Below are 18,705 nucleotides of genomic sequence, written 5' to 3'. Positions count from 1 at the left end.
GTGACGCCATGGGCACGGAAAAAGGGCAGTGAAACGCCCGACATACAAGGCGATATGGGGGCCCGACGGCGCCGCCGGAAGCGCCCGGAGCGGTCGCCGGCCGGTCCGGGTCATCGATCGCGGACGACCATCCGGCAACGGCCGGCCGGAACCCCGGCCGGTCAGGCCTCGGACGCGACTGTCGCGAGGCCGGCCTGGTCGGTCAGGCGGCCGAGGCATTCCTCGCGGCCGAGCGTCGCCAGCACCTCGAAGATGCCCGGCGAGGTTGCGCGCCCCGTGAGGGCGGCGCGCAACGGCTGTGCGACGGCACCGAGCTTCAGGCCCTGCTCCTCGGCGAAGGTGCGCACCGCGGCCTCGGTCGCCTCGGCGGTCCACGGCTCGACCGGTGCCAGCGCCGTCGCGAGCCGCCCGAGCACGCCGCGGGCCTCCGCGGTCAGCAGCGCCTTGGCCTTGTCGTCGAGCGCGATCGGCCGATCGGCATAGACGAAACGCGCCTGCTCGATCAGGTCGACCAGCGTCTTGGCGCGCTCCTTCAGGCCGGGCAGCGCCAGCAGCAGTTTTTCACGCAACGCCGGCGTCAGCTTGCGGGCGAGCTCGTCGCCCTGCGCCAAGTGGGGCAAGAGCTTCTCGATCTCGGCCAGCAGGGTGGGCGCGTCGAGCTGGCGGATGTAATGCCCGTTGAGGCTCTCCAGCTTGGCGAAGTCGAAGCGCGCCGGCGAGCGGCCGATCTGCGGCAGATCGAACGCGGAGATCATCTCGTCTGTCGAAAAAATCTCCTGGTCGCCATGGCTCCAGCCGAGCCGGACCAGATAGTTGCGCATCGCCGCCGGCAGGTAGCCCATGGCCCGGTAGGCGTCGACGCCGAGCGCCCCGTGGCGCTTCGACATCTTCGAGCCGTCCGGCCCGTGGATCAGCGGGATGTGGGCGAAGGTCGGCACCGCCCAGCCGAGCGCGTCATAGATCTGCTTCTGGCGCGCCGCGTTGGTGAGATGGTCGTCGCCGCGGATGACGTGGGTGACGCCCATGTCGTGGTCGTCGACCACCACGGCCAGCATGTAGGTCGGGGTGCCGTCGGAGCGCAGCAGCACGAGGTCGTCGAGGTTCTCGTTCTGCCAGACGACGCGGCCCTGGACCTGGTCGTCGATCGCCGTCTCGCCTTCGAGCGGCGCCTTCAGGCGGATCACCGGCTTGACGCCGGGAGGCGCCTCGGAGGGATCGCGATCGCGCCAGGTGCCGTCGTAGAGGCGGGTGCGGCCCTCGGCCCGCGCCTTTTCCCGCATGGCGTCGAGCTCGGCCTGGGAGGCGTAGCAGCGGTAGGCGCCGCCGGAGGCGAGCAGGGCCTCGACCACCTCGCGATGCCGGTCGGCGCGGGCGAACTGGTAGACGGTGTCGCCGTCCCAATCGAGGCCGATCCAGGCGAGGCCGTCCAGGATGGCGTCGATCGCCGCCTGGGTGGAGCGCTCGCGGTCGGTGTCCTCGATGCGCAGCAGCATCTTGCCCCCGCGGGCGCGGGCGTAGAGCCAGTTGAACAGCGCCGTGCGGGCTCCGCCGATATGCAGGAAGCCGGTCGGGGAGGGGGCGAATCGGGTGACGACGGTGTCGGGAACGCGGGTCTCGGACACGAGGCTCTCGGGAGGCTGTCGGCCGCACGCGGCCGAGGACACGGGCGCGCCCCTTTAGCACAGAAGTGCGGGCGCGCAATCGACGCTTCGGATGCCAGGCGGGCGACACCGCGGCGGATGGGGGGACGGACGCGCGGGGCGTTCGCCCTTGGCGCCCCGTCACGAATTTGGCACAAGACCTGGATGTGTGCCGCTCCGCGCGACTCGTGCGGCGGCACGGGACCACGGGACACCGACGTCCACAGGACAGCGACAATGACGGCAGTCGAACCGGTCGCCGCCGAAGCGGGCCGCGACTTCATCCGCGACATCATCCAGGCCGACCTCGAATCCGGCCGCCGGAGCGAGGTCGTCACCCGCTTCCCGCCGGAGCCGAACGGCTATCTGCACATCGGCCACGCCAAGTCGATCTGCCTCAACTTCGGCGTCGCGGCCGAGTTCGGCGGCCGCTGCCACCTGCGCTTCGACGACACCAACCCGGTCAAGGAGGAGCAGGAATACATCGACTCGATCGAGCGCGACGTGCGCTGGCTCGGCTTCGACTGGGGCGAGCACCTCTATTACGCCTCGGACTATTTCGAGCAGCTCTACGGCTGGGCCGAGCACCTGATCCAGGCCGGCAAGGCCTATGTGGACGACCAGACCCAGGAGGAGATCCGCGCGACCCGCGGCACCCTCACCGAGCCCGGCACCGACAGCCCGTTCCGCAACCGATCCGTGGAGGAGAACCTCGACCTGTTCCGCCGCATGCGGGCCGGCGAGTTCCCGAACGGGGCGCGGGTTCTGCGGGCCAAGATCGACATGGCGTCCGGCAACATCAATCTGCGCGATCCGGTGCTCTACCGGATCCTCCACGCGCATCATCCGCGCACCGGCAACGCCTGGTGCATCTATCCGAGCTACGACTTCGCCCACGGCCAGTCCGACGCGATCGAGCACATCACGCATTCGATCTGCACGCTCGAGTTCGAGGATCACCGGCCGCTGTACGACTGGTTCATCGAGAACCTGCCGGTGCCGTCGAAGCCGCGGCAATACGAGTTCGCGCGGCTCAACATCACTTATCTGGTGCTGTCGAAGCGCGTGCTCACCACGCTGGTGCGCGAGAACTACGTCACCGGCTGGACCGACCCGCGCATGCCGACGATCTCGGGCCTGCGCCGGCGCGGCGTGCCGGCCGAGGCGCTGCGCGAATTCGCCAAGCGTATCGGCGTCGCCAAGGCCAACAGCGTCGTCGACATGCAGATGCTCGACTTCTCCATTCGCGAGGTGCTGAACCGCACGGCCGAGCGCCGGATGGCGGTGCTCAAGCCCCTCAAGGTGGTGATCGAGAACTATCCGGAGGGGCAGAGCGAGACGCTGGAGGCGGTGAACCACCCCGACGACCCGACCAAAGGCACGCGAAAACTCACCTTCTCGCGGGAGATTTATGTCGAGCGGGAGGACTTCCAGGAGACGCCCGTGAAGGGCTTCTTCCGCCTGTCGCCGGGCCGCGAGGTGCGCCTGCGCTGGGCCTACTTCATCACCTGCAAGGAGGTGGTGAAGGATGCGTCCGGCGAGGTGGTCGAGCTGCGCTGCAGCTACGATCCGGAGACCCGCGGCGGCAACGCCCCGGACGGCCGCAAGGTGAAGGCGACCATCCACTGGGTCTCGGCCGCCGACTCGATCCCGGCCGAGGTGCGCGTCTACAACAACCTGTTCAGGAACCCGGCGCCGACGCCGGCGACCTTCGCGGAGGATCTCAACCCGCAGTCGCTCGAGGTGCTGACCGGCGCCCGGCTCGAGCCGTCGCTCGCCGACGTGCCGGTCGAGCAGGCCGTGCAGTTCGAGCGCCAGGGGTACTTCTGCCCGGACGCGGACTCGCGCCCCGGCGCGCTCGTGTTCAACCGCACCATCGGCCTGCGCGACACCTGGGCCAAGGTGCAGGGCGGCGGGTGAGTGCCCGATCCTTCCGGCGCGGATCCTTCATCGCAATCCCCGAACCCGTCATGGCCGGGCTCGTCCCGGCCATCCACGTTATTCGCCGGAGCCGCGCCGCAAGGACGTGGATGCCCGCGACGAGCGCGGGCATGACCGCGGAGGAGCGCGGGGCGCCCCGGTATATTGCCTTCGTTTCCGCTGTGTTCATCCTGAGTTTCCCGGAAAAATAGAATAGCCTTGTGGCTCCAGCCAACCGCGGAGTGCCGCATGGCGGAGCCGGGCAGGGCGCCCTCTGGGGCGCGCGAACGGGCGCGCGGGCGCGTCGGCGTCCTTCCGGTCGGCCCACGGCAGCCCGGGGCCGGGGCGGAGGCGGGCGGCCGTGCCTTCCCCGTGCCGCTGCCGGTCCGGCTCGGCGATCTCGCCCATGCGGCGGGCCGGACGATCGCCGGCTGGGCGGCCGCCGAGGTCGAGCCGGGCCGGCTGTTTCCCTGGCTGGCGATCGGCGTCGCGGCCGGCATCGTCCTCTATTTCGCCGCCGAGACCGAGCCGGCCTCGTGGGCGGCCGCAACGGCGCTCGCCGCCGCGCTCGTCCTCGTCCTCGCGACCCGCCGGTGCGCCGCCGTGTTCGCCGCCATCGGAATCGCCGCCGTCGCGGCCGGCTTCCTCGCTGCGACCGTGCGGGGCCGCGTGGTCGACGCGCCGGTGCTGCGCCAGCCCGCCTTCGGGGCGAAGCTCACCGGCTTCGTCGAGAAGCGCGAGGAGCGCGAGAGGAGCGATCGCATCGTGCTGCGCGTCGGCTCGTTCGAGATGCCGCGCGGCGGGCCGGTCGCGGCGGGCGTGCGGCCGGAACGCGTGCGGGTGTCGGTGCGCAAGGGCATGGCGCCGCCGGTCGGCACCCCTGTGGCGCTGACGGCGCGCCTGTCGCCGCCGCTCGCGCCGCTGCGGCCGGGCGGCTACGATTTTTCCCGCGACCTCTGGTTTCACGGCATCGGCGCCTCCGGCTTCGCGCTCGGCACCGTGCGGTCGGCACCGGCTGCGCGCCCGCCGGATCTCGGCCTGCGCGCCGCGGCGGCCATCGACGCGCTGCGCGAAAGAATCGACGCCCGCATCCGGGCGGCGCTGTCGGGCGACGCCGGCGCCATCGCCTCGGCCCTGATCACCGGCAAGCGCGACGCCATCTCGTCGTCCGTGAACGAGGCCATGTACGTGTCGAGCCTCGCCCATGTGCTGTCGATCTCGGGCTATCACATGGCCGTGGTGGCCGGCCTCGTCTTCGTGGTGCTCCGGGCCGGTCTCGCGTTGGTGCCGGGCCTGGCGCTGACGCGGCCCATCAAGAAATGGGCGGCCGGTGCGGCCCTCGTCGCGGCGACCTTCTACCTGATCCTGTCCGGCGCCGAGGTGGCGACCCAGCGCGCCTTCGTGATGACGGCGATCGTCCTCGCCGGCGTGATGCTCGACCGCCGCGCCGTGACGCTGCGCACCCTCGCCGTCGCGGCGCTCGCCGTGATGCTGCTCACCCCGGAGGCCGTGGTGCATCCGAGCTTCCAGATGAGCTTCGCGGCGACGCTGGCCCTGGTCGCCGTCTACGAGAAGGGGATGCCCTGGCTCGCCGCCGCGCCGCGAAGCCAACTCGGGGCGCGGCTCGCGCTGTGGGGCGCCCGCGAGGTGGTGGCCCTGATCGTCGCCTCGCTGGTCGCCGGGCTCGCGACCACGATCTTCGCGGCCTATCATTTCCACCGCGTCGCGCCCTACGGCGTGCTGGCCAATCTCGGCGCCATGCCGGTGGTCTCCGGCTTCGTGATGCCGGTCGGGATCGTCGCGCTGGTCGTGATGCCGTTCGGCTTCGACGGTCCGCTGTGGCGGCTGATGGGCGCCGGCATCGACTGGATGACGACGGTCGCCCAATGGGTCGCGGCGCTGCCGGGCGCGGTCGGCCGGGTGCCGGCCTTCGGGGTCGACGCGCTCCTGGTCGCGACCGCGGGGCTCGTCGTGCTGGCGCTGCTGCGCACGCCGCTGCGGTGGAGCGGGGCCGGGCTTCTGGTGATCGCCATGCTGCTCGCGGGTGCGGCCGAAAAGCCCGACGTGCTGATCGCGCCGGGCGCCGAGGCCGTGGCGGTGCGCGGCGTCGACGGGCGGCTCACGGTGCTGCGCACCGGATCGCTGAACTTCGCGGCGCGCGACTGGCTCGCCGGCGACGCCGATCCGCGGCCGCCCGACGGATCCGAGGTCGCGGCGGGCTTCGCCTGCGATCCGGCCGGCTGCGTCGCCCGCCTCGCGGATGGCTCGGCCGTCGCGGTGGCGCGCACCGCGGAGTCGTTTACCGACGACTGCGCCCGTGCGGCCTTGATCGTCGCGCTGCGCGATCCGCCGGAGGGCTGCCGCGCCACCGTGATCGACCGGACGACGCTGACCGAGACCGGGGCGCTGGCGCTGCGCCGCGCCGGGGAGGGATTTGTGATCACACGGGCGCGCCCGCCCGGTTACGACCGACCCTGGTCGCCGGCACCGGTCGCCGCGGCCCTGCGCGCCGCGCCGGTGTCCGCATCGCGCCCGTCTTCGCCGCCCGACGCCACGCCGGCGATCGAGGACGTCGATCCGGATTGACGGCGCGATTCGATGCGCCCGCGGATCGGCCGCGTCGCGCGGGCCGAAAAAGCAGAAGCCCCGGGCGAAAACCCGGGGCTCCCACTGGGACCGGAGAAGCCGTCACCCGACGGCGACGGGGCCGCCGATCAGTACCGCGCCACCACCGGCGCGCCGCCGCCGAAGCGGTAGTTCAGGCCGATCTTGGCGGTGTGGATGCCACCGACATTGGTGTCGAAGCAGTCGGTCGTGGCGAAGGCCACGCCGTTGCCGCACACCGTATGCGTCTGGTCGACACCGATGTACATGTACTCGGCCTTGATGCTCCAGTTCATGTCGAAGGCCCACTCGATACCGCCGCCGACCGTCCAGGTCGCCTGCGTGTCGCTGGTCGAGGCCAGGAACGTGTTGGCACCGACCCGAGCCGCGATCGTGGTCTCGGTGTCGACGAAGGCCGCGCCGCCCTTAACGTAGACCAGGGCGCGATCCCAGGCGTAGCCGAGACGACCGGTGATCATGCCGTACCAGTCCCCGACCTTGCCCGACGCCGTGATGTAGTTCGGCGCCACGACGAGCACGGACGGATCGTTCGCGCTGCCCTCCAGGCTCAGGTAGCCGATCTCGCCTTCGAGGCCGAGCACCCAGTTGCTGCCGACCGGCTGCCAGTTGCAGCCCAGCGTGCCGCCGCCGATGAAGCTCGAGTCGTCGCTGTAGCCCCAGCCGCGCGTCGCGCGCACGCCCAGCCGATCATAGTAGACGGTGTCGCCGTCGTCGGCACGCCACGCGCCGCCGACATAGCCGCCGATATAGCACCCGGTCCACGAGAACACGGGCGCGACGACCGGAGGAGCCTTCACGGGCATCCGAAGGTCGGCGGCGCTCGCAGTCCCGGCGATCGCGATCAGCGCGACCGTACCCAGCAGAAGCTTCTTCATGGAGAACCCCCCCCTCTCGTAGAAGCGATACTGCACTGTAGGTCGATTCAGGTTGTGGGTGGTGACATTTTCGCCACAGCCCCGAACTCAGTAGAAAAGATGTCCATCTTCTCGCGTGGGTTAGCCCCACTCATGCCCTCGGGCTCGTCCGCTCGCGGGTGGGGTCTCCCCGGCGCCTGCCATTGATTCGGCCGGACATCGAGCCTGCGGCGGATGGGGCACCCGGCCACGGCCGACCCGGATCCCGTCGCCCGATCGGTGTCGCCGGCCGTCGGGCGGCGCTCGCGCGAGCCGGGGCATCGGCGCGCGCCGCCCGAAAGCAAAAAGCCCCGGGTTTCCCCGGGGCTTCCGCTCGACAGAAGGTCGAAAGGCTCAGTACTTCGCGACGACCGGAGCGCCGAAGCCGCCGAAGCGGTAGTTCAGGCCGATCTTGGCGGTGTGGATGCCGCCGACGTCCTGCGAGAAGCAGCCGAAGGCCGCCGTCGAGGCGCAGCCCGCGTGGGTCTCGTCGAGGCCGATATACATGTACTCGGCCTTGAGGCTCCAGTTCATGTCGAAGGCCCACTCGAGGCCGCCGCCGACCGTCCAGGTCGCGACGGTGTCGCTGAGCGAGATCGACGCGCCCGGGATCGTGTAGGTGCTCTCGACGTCGACGAAGGCCACGCCGCCCTTCACGTAGAGCAGGGCGCGATCCCACGAGTAGCCGAGACGGCCCGTGATCATGCCGTACCAGTCGCCGGCCTTGCTGGACGCATAGTAGCCGGTGCCGCGGAGCGGATCGTAGGCCGAGCCTTCGACGCTCAGATAGCCGACTTCGCCCTCGAGGCCGAGCACGAACGGCGAGCCGACCGGCTGCCAGTTGCAGCCCAGCGTGCCGCCGCCGATGAAGCTCGAGTCGGCGTTGTAGGCATAGCCGTAGGTGTTGGCGGTGCCCGAGGTATAGGGATACGCGGTCGAGTCGTCGGCCGACCACGCGCCACCGACGTAGCCGCCGATGTAGCAGCCGGTCCACGAGAACACCGGAGCGATGACCGGCGGCGCCTTCACCGGCATGCGCGCCGGCAGGTCCGCGGCCGAGGCAGCGCCGGCAAAGCCGAGCGCCGCGACAGTAGCGAGCAGGATCTTCTTCATAAACGGCCCCTCCTTCCGAGAAGAAACACCGAAGTCCCGAGGCGGAAACTAGGAGGAATCGCCGTGGCCGTGGTGACATATATGCCACAGCGCCCGGGAACGTGGAGTTGTGGCAGCTTTGTGTCATTCCCATTCGGGTTAGTCCATGCCACGATCCGGTTCGGCGTCGCCGCGGCTCGGAGCGCACGAAAGCGCTGAAACCCCGATCGAAGTCGCAACCGTGGACGTTCGTTTTCCGAGCGCCGCGGGGCCGCCGGGCACCGGATGCCGCTCGCCCGTCGGCCTCGCTGTTCACGCTCCCGTGATCGAACGGCGCGTCCCGGTGTTGCGAGCCCGCTCCGGCTTGCCCGAGCCGGCGCGCGGCGCTAAAAGAACATAAAAAGAACATCGGCGTGTGGACAAGCCGCGGCGCCGGCTTGTTGCCGTGCCGATAACGGGTAGGGTGTGGCGCGCTCCGCGACGCGCCCGCCTCGACGGCCGGCGACGTCCGATCTGGTTCGTCCCGTCCGGGTCGTCCATGTGGTTTCAAGGCGAAGCGTCGTGAGGAGTGGAGAGGCGCATGGCGGGCTCGGTCAACAAGGTCATTCTCATCGGCAATCTCGGAGCCGACCCGGAGATTCGCCGCACCCAGGACGGGCGGCCGATCGCCAATCTGCGCATCGCCACGTCGGAGACCTGGCGCGACAAGGCGTCCGGCGAGCGGCGCGAGAAGACCGAGTGGCATCGGGTCGTCATCTTCAACGAAGGGCTCTGCCGGGTGGCCGAGCAGTACTTGAAGAAGGGCTCGAAGGTTTACATCGAAGGTGCTCTTCAGACACGGAAATGGCAGGATCAGTCCGGCCAGGACCGGTACTCGACCGAGGTCGTGCTGCAGGGCTTCAACGCGGTGCTGACGATGCTCGACGGCCGCGGCGAGGGGGGCGGTGCCGGCGGCTACGACCAGGGCGGCGACGACTTCGGCGCCAGCGGCCCGGCGCCGAGCCGCGAGCGGCGTCCGGCGCCGGCCGCCGCGTCGCGCCGCGACGATCTCGACGACGACATTCCGTTCTGAGCCGCGGCGGCGCCGGCCCTGGGGATCCCGGGCTGGCGCGAAACGTGCTCTCCTGGCCCGAGCGTGACGCTCCCGAATCGCCGTGCACGGTCGCCGGCCGAGGGCGTCGGGACCGCGCCCGAGGAGCCCGGGAATGCCGACACTCGCCACCGCCCTCCTGCAGGGCCTGAAGGACCACGGCGCCCGGGAGCTGTTCGGCATCCCGGGCGATTTCGTGTTGCCGTTCTTCAAGATCGTCGAGGAAACGGCGATCCTGCCGGCCTTCACGCTCAGCCACGAGCCGGCCGTCGGCTTCGCCGCCGACGCGGCGGCGCGGTACCGGTCCGGCATCGGGGTCGCGGTCGTCACCTACGGGGCGGGCGCCTTCAACGTCGTCAACGCGGTCGCCGGCGCCTATGCGGAGCGCTCGCCGGTCGTCGTCGTCGCCGGCGCGCCGGGGGCGCGCGAGCGGGCGAGCGGCCTGCTTCTTCACCATCAGGCGCGCAGCGTCGACACCCAGTTCGCGGTGTTCCGCGAGATCACTTGCGACCAGGCGGTTCTCGACGACCCGGCGACGGCCCCCGGCGAGATCGCCCGGGTGCTGCGCAGCGCCCGCGAGCGGTCGCTGCCGGTCTATGTCGAGCTGCCACGCGACATGGTCGACGTCGAGGTCGCGCCCGTGCCGGTGCTGCCGCCGCGCGCCGCCGAGCCGGACGCGCTCGCCGAATGCGCCGCCGAGATCGTCGCGCTGCTCGGCCGGGCGGCGTCGCCCGTGATCGTCGTCGACGTCGAGGTCCGCCGCTACGGCATCGAGGCGGCTGTGGCGACGCTCGCCCGACGGCTCGGCATCCCGGTGGTGACGACCTTCATGGGGCGGGGGTTGCTGCAGCAGGCCCCCGACGTGCTGCGCGGCACCTATCTGGGCAGCGCCGGCGACCCCGCCGTCACCCGGCTGGTCGAGGACGCCGACGCGCTCCTGCTCTTCGGCGTGATCCTGTGCGACACCAACTTCGCCTTGTCGGAGAAGCGCTTCGACTGGCGCCACACGGTGCTGGCGATCGACCGGAGCGTGCGGGTCGGCCACCATGTCTATCCGGAGCTGCCGATCGAGGAGCTGGTCGGCGCGCTGCTCGCCCGCACCGAAGGGGACGCCGCGCCGAAGCCGCGCAGCCTGCCGCCGTTCGAGGCCTATCCGCGCGGCCTCGTCGCCGACGACCGGCCGCTCGCCCCGACCGACATCGCCACCGCCCTCAACGACCTGTTCGACCGCCACGGCCCGATGCCGATGACCTCCGACATCGGCGACTGCCTGTTCACGGCGATGGAGATCGACAACACGGCGCTGGCCGCGCCCGGCTACTATGCCGGCATGGGCTTCGGCGTGCCGGCCGGCATCGGGGTCGCGGCGGCGACCGGGACGCGGCCGCTGATCCTGGTCGGCGACGGCGCCTTCCAGATGACCGGCTGGGAGCTGGGCAACTGCCGGCGCTACGGCCTCGATCCCATCGTGATCGTCTTCAATAACGCCAGCTGGGAGATGCTCCGGGTCTTTCAACCGGAATCGAAGTTCAACGACCTGTCCGACTGGAACTTTGCGGCGGCCGCGCCGGCGCTCGGCGGCCATGGCGAGCGGGTCTCGACCCGCAACGAGCTCGCCGCCGCGCTGGAGCGCGCCGTCGCCCGTCGCGGCGTCTTCTCGCTGATCGAGGCGATGATTCCGCGCGGCGTGACGTCCCGCACGCTCGCCCGCTTCGTCTCGGGCCTGAAGAGCGCGCGGGACCGGCAGTGACAGCCCGTCGTTCCGGGGCGCCGCGCAGCGGCGAGCCCGGAACCCATAACCCCGGTCTTTCGTGAGCCATCCACACCGGGCGTATGGATTCCGGGCTCGCGGACTTACGGTCCGCACCCCGGAATGAGGGCTTCCCTCAGCCCCACACGGCCTTGGCGCCGTCGATCACGTATTGGACGGCGAGCGCGGCCAACAGGACGCCGAGCAGGCGCGACAGCACGACATTGCCGGTGATGCCGAGGAACCGCGACAGCCGGCCGGCGAAGCGGAACACCACGAGGCACAGCGCGCAGACGACGACGATCACGCCGATCAGCAGGCCGAGCCGGGCGAGGCTGCCGGCCTGGCCGGCGAGCAGAATGGCCGCGGTGAGCGCCCCGGGGCCGGCCATCAGCGGGATCGCCAACGGGAAGGCGGCGACGTGACGGACCCGCTCCTCGATCGCCTGTTCGGCCTCGCGGGATTGCCGCTCGATGCGCACCCCGAGCACCATCTCGGAGGCGACGGCGAACAAGAGGAGCCCGCCGGCGATCCGGAAGGCCGGCAGGCCGATGCCGAGATGGTGCAGCAGCCATTCGCCGGCGAGCGCCGCCCCGACCAGCACCACGACGGCGATCAGGGTCGCCCGCAGGCCGACGCGGGTGCGCGCCGCCGCCGGCAGCCCCTCGGTGACGGCCAGGAAGGCCGGCGCCAGCCCGAGCGGGTCGACCACCACGAACAGCGTGACGGCGGCGGAGAGAAGAAAATCGAGATCCATGCCTAGGGCGTAGAGCCGAGCTCCGACGCCGTCAAATCAGTAAAGAACGTCCACCGGCATGGTCGATGTCGAGGCCGTCATGGTCGCGAGCGCTCCCGGCTGTCACGACGCGCGCGTGACCCCGCTGCACTTCGACATCGCATTCGTGAAATGGTCACGGGCGTCCTGCTCGACACCTCCGAGCATTCGCCACACGAGGGACGTCGGGTTGATGAACGAACGCTCCCGCTTGGCCCGATAATAGTCGACCCGGTGCAGCGCCAGACAATTCAACTCGCTGCCGAGCTCGCGGATCTTTCCGTGTCGAAGCACGATCTCCGAATAGAGCTCCGGCGTCCATTTCCGCTTCTTCGATTTCGCCTCGTCCAGAATCGTGTTCAGCTCCATGAAGCAGAAATGGATGCCGGCAAGCCGCATCTTCAGGCTGTCGGCGGTCAGGCCGATCGTCTCGAGTTCCTCCCCGAAATTCGCGTGAACGGGCAAGCGCGCGCAGTCGAGCCGCTTGGCGGCGATCGTTCGCCCGTTTTGATCGGTGCCCCGCATCGTGTTGAAGAATTTCACGAACCCTTGATGCGTCAGCTTGCTCGTCTGACCGGCGTCCTCGAAGATCATCTGATCGAGAGCGAAGTGGACGTCGGTGAGCTTCTGGTCGATGCTCTCGTTCCATTCCTTGAGGCTGGCGTAGTAGGCCTCGAACCGCTGCTTCTTGAGTGCGATCTCCCATTCCTCGAGACGGGACTGAGCCATCGCCGCAGCAGCATCGGGCGATATGTCGACTGCGATCACGCCTTCGGTCGCGGATGCGACATATGGCGGCGAGAGCGGAACAGCCTTCGGAATATCACCGCGACCCGTCTGACCGTTGGACACGGGACGAGGGGCGACCCCGGGGCTGTCTGGGGCGAGTGGATTGCCGCTGCCGGCGGGTGACTGGGATGCGACTCCGATCGGCTCGTCGGACGGCTGTGGAGGTCTCTGGACGATCGGCTTCTGGAATGTTCCGGGGTGGTCGGCGCGACTTGCAAACAACTCCGGCGCGACGAGACCTGGCGGTTCGGATGCCAAGCCTACCGCGGACGGGCGATTTTTCTCGGGATGCGGCCAGACGACTGTGTCCGGATGCGCCTCGCCGTTCGGCTGCACGAGATCACGCAGCGACGGAATGAACGTCAGCGTCGCATAATGCCGGCGGCCGATCGCGGCCGTCACCTCCTGGGTGACCTTTAAGGCGCGCTCCGTAGCGCCCCCGGCGTCTTCGACCGCCACCGTGTTGCTCCAATTGACGACCTGGAGCGTCCCCGCCAACAGCGCTGTCAGGGCGGCGAGTGTCAGGGGAACCATGAAATGCGGCTTGCCCCGCAGTTTCGCCCCGACGGTTTCGAGCTGACTGCCGTGGACCTTGTAGTCCGGACCGTCCTGCTGGATCGAGAGCAGGAGTTGGGTGCCGCCGGAGTTCTTCTCGGTATTTCGGCTGTCTGTCCCAGGGTCTCGACCATCGGTCATTCGCACCCTCCCGAAAACAGTGGCGCCACGATGTCGCCATATTCAATCAAAGGAAGCTAAAAGACGAAATAACAACCATGTGATGCGGGGCGTGTCTGCGATCGTGGATCGAGCGTGACTGCCGCGCCCGCCTCGCCGCATCGCGTCACAGGATTGTCGCCCGGGCGGTGGGCTGTCCAGCTAACTGTCTCTGAACAAAGGGAAAGATATCGGTGCGCCGCGGCCCGCGAAACTGGCTTTCGCAGCCGCGATGGACTATCTAAAGGGCAACGGATTCGCCGGGATTCTCCGCACTTGGCCGACAACGACACACCCCCGCCGGGCAGCACGGGTCCGACCGGGCCCTCGAGCCCATCGGACATTCGCCCCGTCTCCATCACCGAGGAGATGAAGCGCGCCTATCTCGATTACGCGATGAGCGTGATCGTGTCGCGTGCGCTCCCCGATGCGCGCGACGGGCTCAAGCCCGTGCATCGCCGCATCCTCTACTCGATGCACGAGCAGGGGCACCTGCCGGATCGCAAATACGTCAAGTCGGCGCGCGTCGTCGGCGACGTCATGGGTAAATACCACCCGCACGGCGACTCGGCGATCTACGACGCGCTGGTGCGCATGGCGCAGGATTTCTCCATGCGCCTGCCGCTGATCGACGGGCAGGGGAACTTCGGCTCCGTCGACGGCGATCCGGCCGCGGCCATGCGCTACACCGAGTGCCGGCTCGCCCGGCCCGCGATGGCGCTGCTCGAGGACATCGACAAGGACACGGTCGACTTCCGGCCGAACTACGACGGCAACGAGCAGGAGCCGTCGGTGCTGCCGGCGCGCTTCCCGAACCTCCTGGTCAACGGGGCGGGCGGCATCGCGGTCGGCATGGCGACCAACATCCCGCCGCACAATCTCGGCGAGGTGATCGACGCCGCCGTGGCGCTGATCGACGACCCCGCGCTCGGCATCGAGGATCTGATCAAGATCGTGCCGGGGCCGGACTTCCCGACCGGTGGCGTGATCCTGGGCCGGGCCGGCATCCGCTCCGCCTTCCACACCGGCCGCGGCTCGATCGTGATGCGCGGCAAGGCCGAGATCGAGACGATCCGCAAGGAGCGCGAGGCGATCATCGTCACCGAGATTCCCTACCAGGTGAACAAGGCCACCATGGTGGAGAAGATCGCCGAATTGGTGCGCGAGAAGCGGATCGAGGGCATCGCCGATCTGCGCGACGAGTCCGACCGCGACGGCTATCGGGTGGTGATCGAGCTCAAGCGCGACGCCGTCGCCGACGTGGTGCTCAACCAGCTCTATCGCTTCACGCCGCTGCAATCGACCTTCGGCTGCAACATGGTGGCGCTGGACGGCGGCCGCCCGCAGGTGATGTCGCTGAAGGATCTCCTCAACGCGTTCATCGCGTTCCGCGAGGAGGTGGTGAAGCGGCGCACCAAGTTCCTGCTCGGCAAGGCGCGCGACCGTGCCCACGTGCTGGTCGGCCTCGCCGTCGCGGTCGCCAATATCGACGAGGTGATCCGCCTGATCCGCGCGTCGCGCGACGCCAACGAGGCGCGCGAGGCCCTGATGGGGCGCGACTGGCCGGCCGCCGACGTGCTGCCGCTGATCGAGCTGATCGACGACCCGCGCCACAAGGTCCAGCCGGACGGCACGTTCCGGCTCTCCGAAGCGCAAGCCCGCGCGATCCTGGATCTCCGCCTGCAGCGCCTCACGGCGCTCGGCCGCGACGAGATCAAGGACGAGCTCGACAAGCTCGCCGCCGAGATCACGGACTATCTGGACATTCTCAGGTCGCGGGCCCGCATCCAGTCGATCGTCAAGTCCGAGATGCTGGAGGTCCGCGAAAAGTTCGCGACGCCGCGCCGCACCGTCATCCTCGACCAGGATGGCGAGATGGAGGACGAGGATCTCATCCAGCGCGAGGACATGGTCGTCACCGTCTCGCATCTCGGCTACGTCAAGCGGGTGCCGCTGTCGACCTATCGGGCGCAGCGCCGCGGCGGCAAGGGCCGCTCCGGCATGCAGACCCGCGAGGAGGATTTCGTCGCCCGCCTGTTCGTCGCCTCGACCCACACGCCGGTGCTGTTCTTCTCGTCGCGCGGTCGGGTCTACAAGGAGAAGGTGTGGCGGCTGCCGCTGGCCGCGCCGAACGCCCGCGGCAAGGCGATGATCAACCTCCTGCCACTCGAGCAGGACGAGCGCATCACCACCATCATGCCGCTGCCCGAGGACGAGACGACCTGGGCCGAGCTCGACGTGATGTTCGCGACGACCTCCGGCACGGTGCGGCGGAACAAGCTCTCCGACTTCTCCGACGTGCGTCGCTCCGGCATCATCGCCATGAAGCTCGACGCCGACACCGGCCACGAGGGCGAGGCGATCGTCGACGTGCAGATCTGCACCGAGCGTGACGACGTGCTGCTCACCACCGCGATCGGCCAGTGCATCCGCTTCCCCGTGACGGACGTGCGGGTCTTCTCGGGTCGCACCTCGATGGGCGTGCGCGGCATCGCGCTCGACAAGGACGACAAGGTCATCTCGCTGTCGATCCTGCGCCATGTCGACGCGACCGGCGAGGAGCGCGAGGCCTATCTCAAGCGCGCCATGGCGGTCCGCCGTGGCACCGGCGCGGAGGCCGAGCCCGACGCGGAAGCCGGGGCGCTCGAGGAGCGCGAGGAGACCACGGGCGCCGAGGGCGCGGGGGCCGACATCCAGCTCGGCGAGGAGCGCTACGTCGCGCTGTCGGCGGCCGAGCAGTTCGTCCTCACCGTGTCGGAGCGCGGCTTCGGCAAGCGCACCTCGTCCTACGAGTACCGGATCACCGGCCGCGGCGGCAAAGGCATCGTCGCCATGGACAACCGCACCCGCGCCGGCATCCGGCCGCGCATCGGCAAGCTCGTCGCCTCGTTCCCGGTGGAGGAGAGCGACCAGCTCATGCTGGTCACCGACGGCGGCCAGCTGATCCGCTGCGGCGTGTCCGAGATCTCGATCAAGGGCCGCTCGACCCAGGGCGTGATCGTGTTCGACACCGCCGAGGGCGAGCGCGTCGTCTCGGTCGAGCGCCTCTCCGAAGGCGAGGCCGAGGAGAACGGCGACAACGGCAACGGGCACGGCGACCGCGCCTGATCGCTCGTGTGCCGGGCGCGGCGCGACGCGCCGCGAACCGGGATCCGGCGGCGATCAGGCGCGGCGGTCGCCGCGCGTCGTCACATCCGGCTCGAGCCGGCCCCCGGCCGCGTCTCCGCCGCGAGCCGGCGCCATTCGACGATGCAGGCGGTCGCGGCCAGCCCCACGAAGCCGGCGACCAGCGACAATGCGATCCAGTGTGGCTCGATCATGCTCTGTCCCCCCGAACGAGTCATGGTCCGTCAACCAGGCCAGCGTCGCCGAAGACTCCGGCGGCAGCGGTGTCGGATCGCGGCCGGCGCGGGGAGATTTCGCGATGTGTCGGCCGGTGACGGACGGTGCGGGGGACCGTGGCGCGACGGCAAACGACGTCGCGGCGGGGAGAATTCCGGGCGGGGGAATATGGTCGGGCGGGAGAGCGCCGGGTTCGTGCGGGATCGAAACTCGTAGGGTGGGCATAGGCGCGCAAGCGCCGTGCCCACGCGGTCTGGTCATCGACGTCGCACGACGCGGGCACGGCGCGTTCACGCCTCTACCCACCCGACGCAGCTGAAAAGAATCAGATCGCCCGCAGCGCCGGGCCGGGGAGCTCGTCGCGGATGTGGGCGATGCGGTTGTCGGCGTCGACCTGGACGACGGTCGGGACGTGGCGCTTCGCCTCCTCGGCCGTCATGTCGGCGAAGGTCGCGAGGATCACGAGGTCGCCCGGCGTGTTGCCGTGCGCCGCCGCGCCGTTGATGCAGATCACGCCGGAGCCGCGCTCGCCCTCGATCGCGTAGGTGACGAGGCGCGTGCCGCGGGTCACGTTCCACACGTGAAGCTCCTGGTTGGTCAGGATCTTCGCGGCGTCCATGAGGTCGGCGTCGATGGTGCAGCTGCCCTCGTAATGGAGGTCGGCATGCGTGATGGTCGCGCGGTGGATTTTCGACCAGAACATCCGGATATGCATCGGGGGCTCCTCGGCGGCGCTCCCATGCCAGATTTTTGCGGCTGTGCCAACCGGGTCGCCCGCAGGCCGGAGCCGCGGCTCAGCGCCGGCGTCGACGCCGCCGCGGTGCCCGGTCCGGCGCCCACTGCACACGAACGTCGTAGGCGCCGGCGGTCGCGAAGCCCGGCCGGTCGGGCTCCGGGGCGGGGAGCCGACGCGGCCCCGCGCCGTGCGCCCCGATCCACGCCGCCTCGGCGACGCTCCACAGCCCGTGCGCCGCCGGCGGCCGCTCCGATCGCGGGCGGGCGCCGGAGGTCTTCCGGTCGCGATAGAGCTGCGCTTCGACGGCCGCAGCCGCGACGAAGCCGCCGACCAGCGCGGCGACGATCCAGTCCAGGACGATCATGCTCAGCCCCCCGACGAGCGTGAATCGTTGAGGCTGCCAGGATCGGCGACGAAGCGGGCGGCAATCGTCAGGGACCAGGGCGGGGGCGTGACGGTTCGGCGATGGCGGCGCCGGCACCGAAATCCGGCGGGCGGCTCGCAACGGCCTGCCCGGCCGCGGGATTTCAGCGTCGGCGAATATGATCGCGCCGGCGCCCCCTCATCTCACCAGCTTGGCGACGTCGCGGAACTTCGGGTGCTCGGCCGACTCGACCCACTCGAACAGCACCATCTCGGTGGTCACGATCTCGGCGCCGTGGCGCTCCATGCGGCGCAGCGCCGTCTCCTTGCTCTCGGCGGCGCGCGAGCCGACGGCGTCGCGCACCACATAGACCTGGCGCTTGCGGGCCAAGAGGCCCAACACGGTCTGGCAGACGCAGACATGCGCCTCGCAGCCGACCACGACGAGCGCGTGGGCGGGCGCCAGGGCCGGCAGGAAGCCGGGCGCCGGCAGCGAGTCGAAGGTCTGCTTGGCGATCACCGGATGGCCGGCGGTCGGCAGCCCGGCGACGGTGCGGCCGAGCCCCTTCGGGTTCTGCTCGGTGAACACGACCGGGATGCCGACCAAGGCGGCGCCCTCGAGCAGGCGGCGCGCATTGGCGATCGCGGTCTCCGCCTCGGCGATCACCGGCATCAGGCGGTCCTGAAAGTCGACGACCACGAGGGTCGATCGCTTGGGATCGATGGTCGGCACGGCACTCTCCGCCGAAATGACTCTCCGCCGAAATGCGGCGCGGCGGCCGCGGTCGGGCGATCGACGTCCGGTAGAATCGAACGATGACAGTAGACCGGAACCGCCCGGCGCGACACGGGGCAGTTTGTCCAGGCAGGGCCGCGAAAGCCCGCGGGCGGAGCGGGGAAGGAGACCGCCGCAGCCCGGCGCGCGCCCGATCCGGTGTCGCGCGGCTCGACCGTCTCCGGCCCGGGTGGTACAGCT

At 70.0% G+C, this 18,705-nt stretch carries 14 protein-coding genes; 5 read left to right on the top strand and 9 right to left on the bottom strand.

Annotated features, from left to right (window positions below):
• Positions 1–161 precede the first annotated feature (161 nt).
• Positions 162–1,622, bottom strand: a complete 1,461-nt coding sequence (gltX, locus tag ACFSOX_RS12095) for a glutamate--tRNA ligase (protein ID WP_378478066.1) — start codon at positions 1,620–1,622, stop codon at positions 162–164.
• Positions 1,623–1,877: 255 nt separating this feature from the next.
• On the opposite strand from gltX, the gene ACFSOX_RS12090 reads away from it, so the two are divergent.
• Together ACFSOX_RS12090 and ACFSOX_RS12085 are read left to right on the top strand one after the other, a co-directional pair.
• Entirely contained in the window at positions 1,878–3,560 is a 1,683-nt protein-coding gene (locus ACFSOX_RS12090) for a glutamine--tRNA ligase/YqeY domain fusion protein (RefSeq protein ID WP_378478065.1), read from the top strand.
• A 372-nt stretch (positions 3,561–3,932) separates the two neighbouring features.
• A complete protein-coding gene (locus tag ACFSOX_RS12085) occupies positions 3,933–6,146 on the top strand; it encodes a ComEC/Rec2 family competence protein (protein ID WP_378478064.1) in 2,214 nt (737 codons plus the stop codon).
• 128 nt (positions 6,147–6,274) lie between these two features.
• On the opposite strand, the gene ACFSOX_RS12080 is transcribed toward ACFSOX_RS12085, so the two are convergent.
• Positions 6,275–7,060: an outer membrane protein gene (locus ACFSOX_RS12080; protein ID WP_378478063.1), complete on the bottom strand. Its 786-nt coding sequence runs from the start codon at positions 7,058–7,060 to the stop codon at positions 6,275–6,277.
• A gap of 372 nt (positions 7,061–7,432) precedes the next feature.
• Positions 7,433–8,191, bottom strand: a complete 759-nt coding sequence (locus ACFSOX_RS12075; protein WP_378478062.1) for an outer membrane protein — start codon at positions 8,189–8,191, stop codon at positions 7,433–7,435.
• A gap of 559 nt (positions 8,192–8,750) precedes the next feature.
• On the opposite strand from ACFSOX_RS12075, the gene ACFSOX_RS12070 reads away from it, so the two are divergent.
• A complete protein-coding gene (locus ACFSOX_RS12070) occupies positions 8,751–9,242 on the top strand; it encodes a single-stranded DNA-binding protein (protein ID WP_378478061.1) in 492 nt (163 codons plus the stop codon).
• A gap of 133 nt (positions 9,243–9,375) precedes the next feature.
• Positions 9,376–11,010, top strand: coding sequence for an indolepyruvate/phenylpyruvate decarboxylase (gene ipdC / locus ACFSOX_RS12065; protein ID WP_378478060.1), 1,635 nt, complete (start codon positions 9,376–9,378; stop codon positions 11,008–11,010).
• Between the two features lie 136 nt (positions 11,011–11,146).
• Here ipdC and ACFSOX_RS12060 read toward each other — a convergent pair whose 3' ends face one another.
• Entirely contained in the window at positions 11,147–11,767 is a 621-nt protein-coding gene (locus ACFSOX_RS12060) for a MarC family protein (RefSeq protein WP_378478059.1), read from the bottom strand.
• Positions 11,768–11,869: 102 nt separating this feature from the next.
• Positions 11,870–13,270: a hypothetical protein gene (locus tag ACFSOX_RS12055; RefSeq protein WP_378478058.1), complete on the bottom strand. Its 1,401-nt coding sequence runs from the start codon at positions 13,268–13,270 to the stop codon at positions 11,870–11,872.
• A 294-nt stretch (positions 13,271–13,564) separates the two neighbouring features.
• On the opposite strand from ACFSOX_RS12055, the gene gyrA reads away from it, so the two are divergent.
• Entirely contained in the window at positions 13,565–16,396 is a 2,832-nt protein-coding gene (gyrA, locus tag ACFSOX_RS12050; RefSeq protein WP_378478057.1) for a DNA gyrase subunit A, read from the top strand.
• 80 nt (positions 16,397–16,476) lie between these two features.
• On the opposite strand, the gene ACFSOX_RS12045 is transcribed toward gyrA, so the two are convergent.
• From ACFSOX_RS12045 to ACFSOX_RS12030, 4 genes are all read right to left on the bottom strand, one after another.
• The gene (locus tag ACFSOX_RS12045) at positions 16,477–16,608 is read right to left on the bottom strand and encodes a hypothetical protein (RefSeq protein ID WP_378478056.1); all 132 of its coding nucleotides are present in this window, start codon (positions 16,606–16,608) and stop codon (positions 16,477–16,479) included.
• 347 nt (positions 16,609–16,955) lie between these two features.
• Positions 16,956–17,345 (bottom strand): aspartate 1-decarboxylase, encoded by a 390-nt coding sequence (gene panD, locus ACFSOX_RS12040; RefSeq protein ID WP_378478055.1) that lies wholly within the window; start codon positions 17,343–17,345, stop codon positions 16,956–16,958.
• Positions 17,346–17,424: 79 nt separating this feature from the next.
• Positions 17,425–17,730 carry a hypothetical protein gene (locus ACFSOX_RS12035; protein WP_378478054.1) on the bottom strand — a complete coding sequence of 102 codons (306 nt, stop codon included), beginning with the start codon at positions 17,728–17,730 and terminating at the stop codon, positions 17,425–17,427.
• Positions 17,731–17,928: 198 nt separating this feature from the next.
• Entirely contained in the window at positions 17,929–18,462 is a 534-nt protein-coding gene (locus ACFSOX_RS12030; RefSeq protein ID WP_378478053.1) for an isochorismatase family protein, read from the bottom strand.
• Positions 18,463–18,705 lie beyond the last annotated feature (243 nt).

The organism is Rhodoplanes azumiensis (genome assembly GCF_042682915.1).
Taxonomy (GTDB): domain Bacteria; phylum Pseudomonadota; class Alphaproteobacteria; order Rhizobiales; family Xanthobacteraceae; genus Rhodoplanes; species Rhodoplanes azumiensis.
The sequence above is the reverse complement of the archived record's forward strand: the minus strand, read 5'-3'. Positions and strand labels throughout refer to the sequence as shown.

What these genes read in the sequence shown, in the direction of transcription:
- ACFSOX_RS12090 (WP_378478065.1), top strand. Translation starts at nt 1,878, where the DNA reads ATGACGGCAGTCGAACCGGTCGCCGCCGAAGCGGGCCGCGACTTCATC.
- ACFSOX_RS12080 (WP_378478063.1), bottom strand. Translation starts at nt 7,060, where the DNA reads ATGAAGAAGCTTCTGCTGGGTACGGTCGCGCTGATCGCGATCGCCGGG.
- ACFSOX_RS12075 (WP_378478062.1), bottom strand. Translation starts at nt 8,191, where the DNA reads ATGAAGAAGATCCTGCTCGCTACTGTCGCGGCGCTCGGCTTTGCCGGC.
- ACFSOX_RS12070 (WP_378478061.1), top strand. Translation starts at nt 8,751, where the DNA reads ATGGCGGGCTCGGTCAACAAGGTCATTCTCATCGGCAATCTCGGAGCC.
- ipdC (WP_378478060.1), top strand. Translation starts at nt 9,376, where the DNA reads ATGCCGACACTCGCCACCGCCCTCCTGCAGGGCCTGAAGGACCACGGC.
- ACFSOX_RS12060 (WP_378478059.1), bottom strand. Translation starts at nt 11,767, where the DNA reads ATGGATCTCGATTTTCTTCTCTCCGCCGCCGTCACGCTGTTCGTGGTG.
- ACFSOX_RS12055 (WP_378478058.1), bottom strand. Translation starts at nt 13,270, where the DNA reads ATGACCGATGGTCGAGACCCTGGGACAGACAGCCGAAATACCGAGAAG.
- ACFSOX_RS12045 (WP_378478056.1), bottom strand. Translation starts at nt 16,608, where the DNA reads ATGATCGAGCCACACTGGATCGCATTGTCGCTGGTCGCCGGCTTCGTG.
- panD (WP_378478055.1), bottom strand. Translation starts at nt 17,345, where the DNA reads ATGCATATCCGGATGTTCTGGTCGAAAATCCACCGCGCGACCATCACG.
- ACFSOX_RS12035 (WP_378478054.1), bottom strand. Translation starts at nt 17,730, where the DNA reads ATGATCGTCCTGGACTGGATCGTCGCCGCGCTGGTCGGCGGCTTCGTC.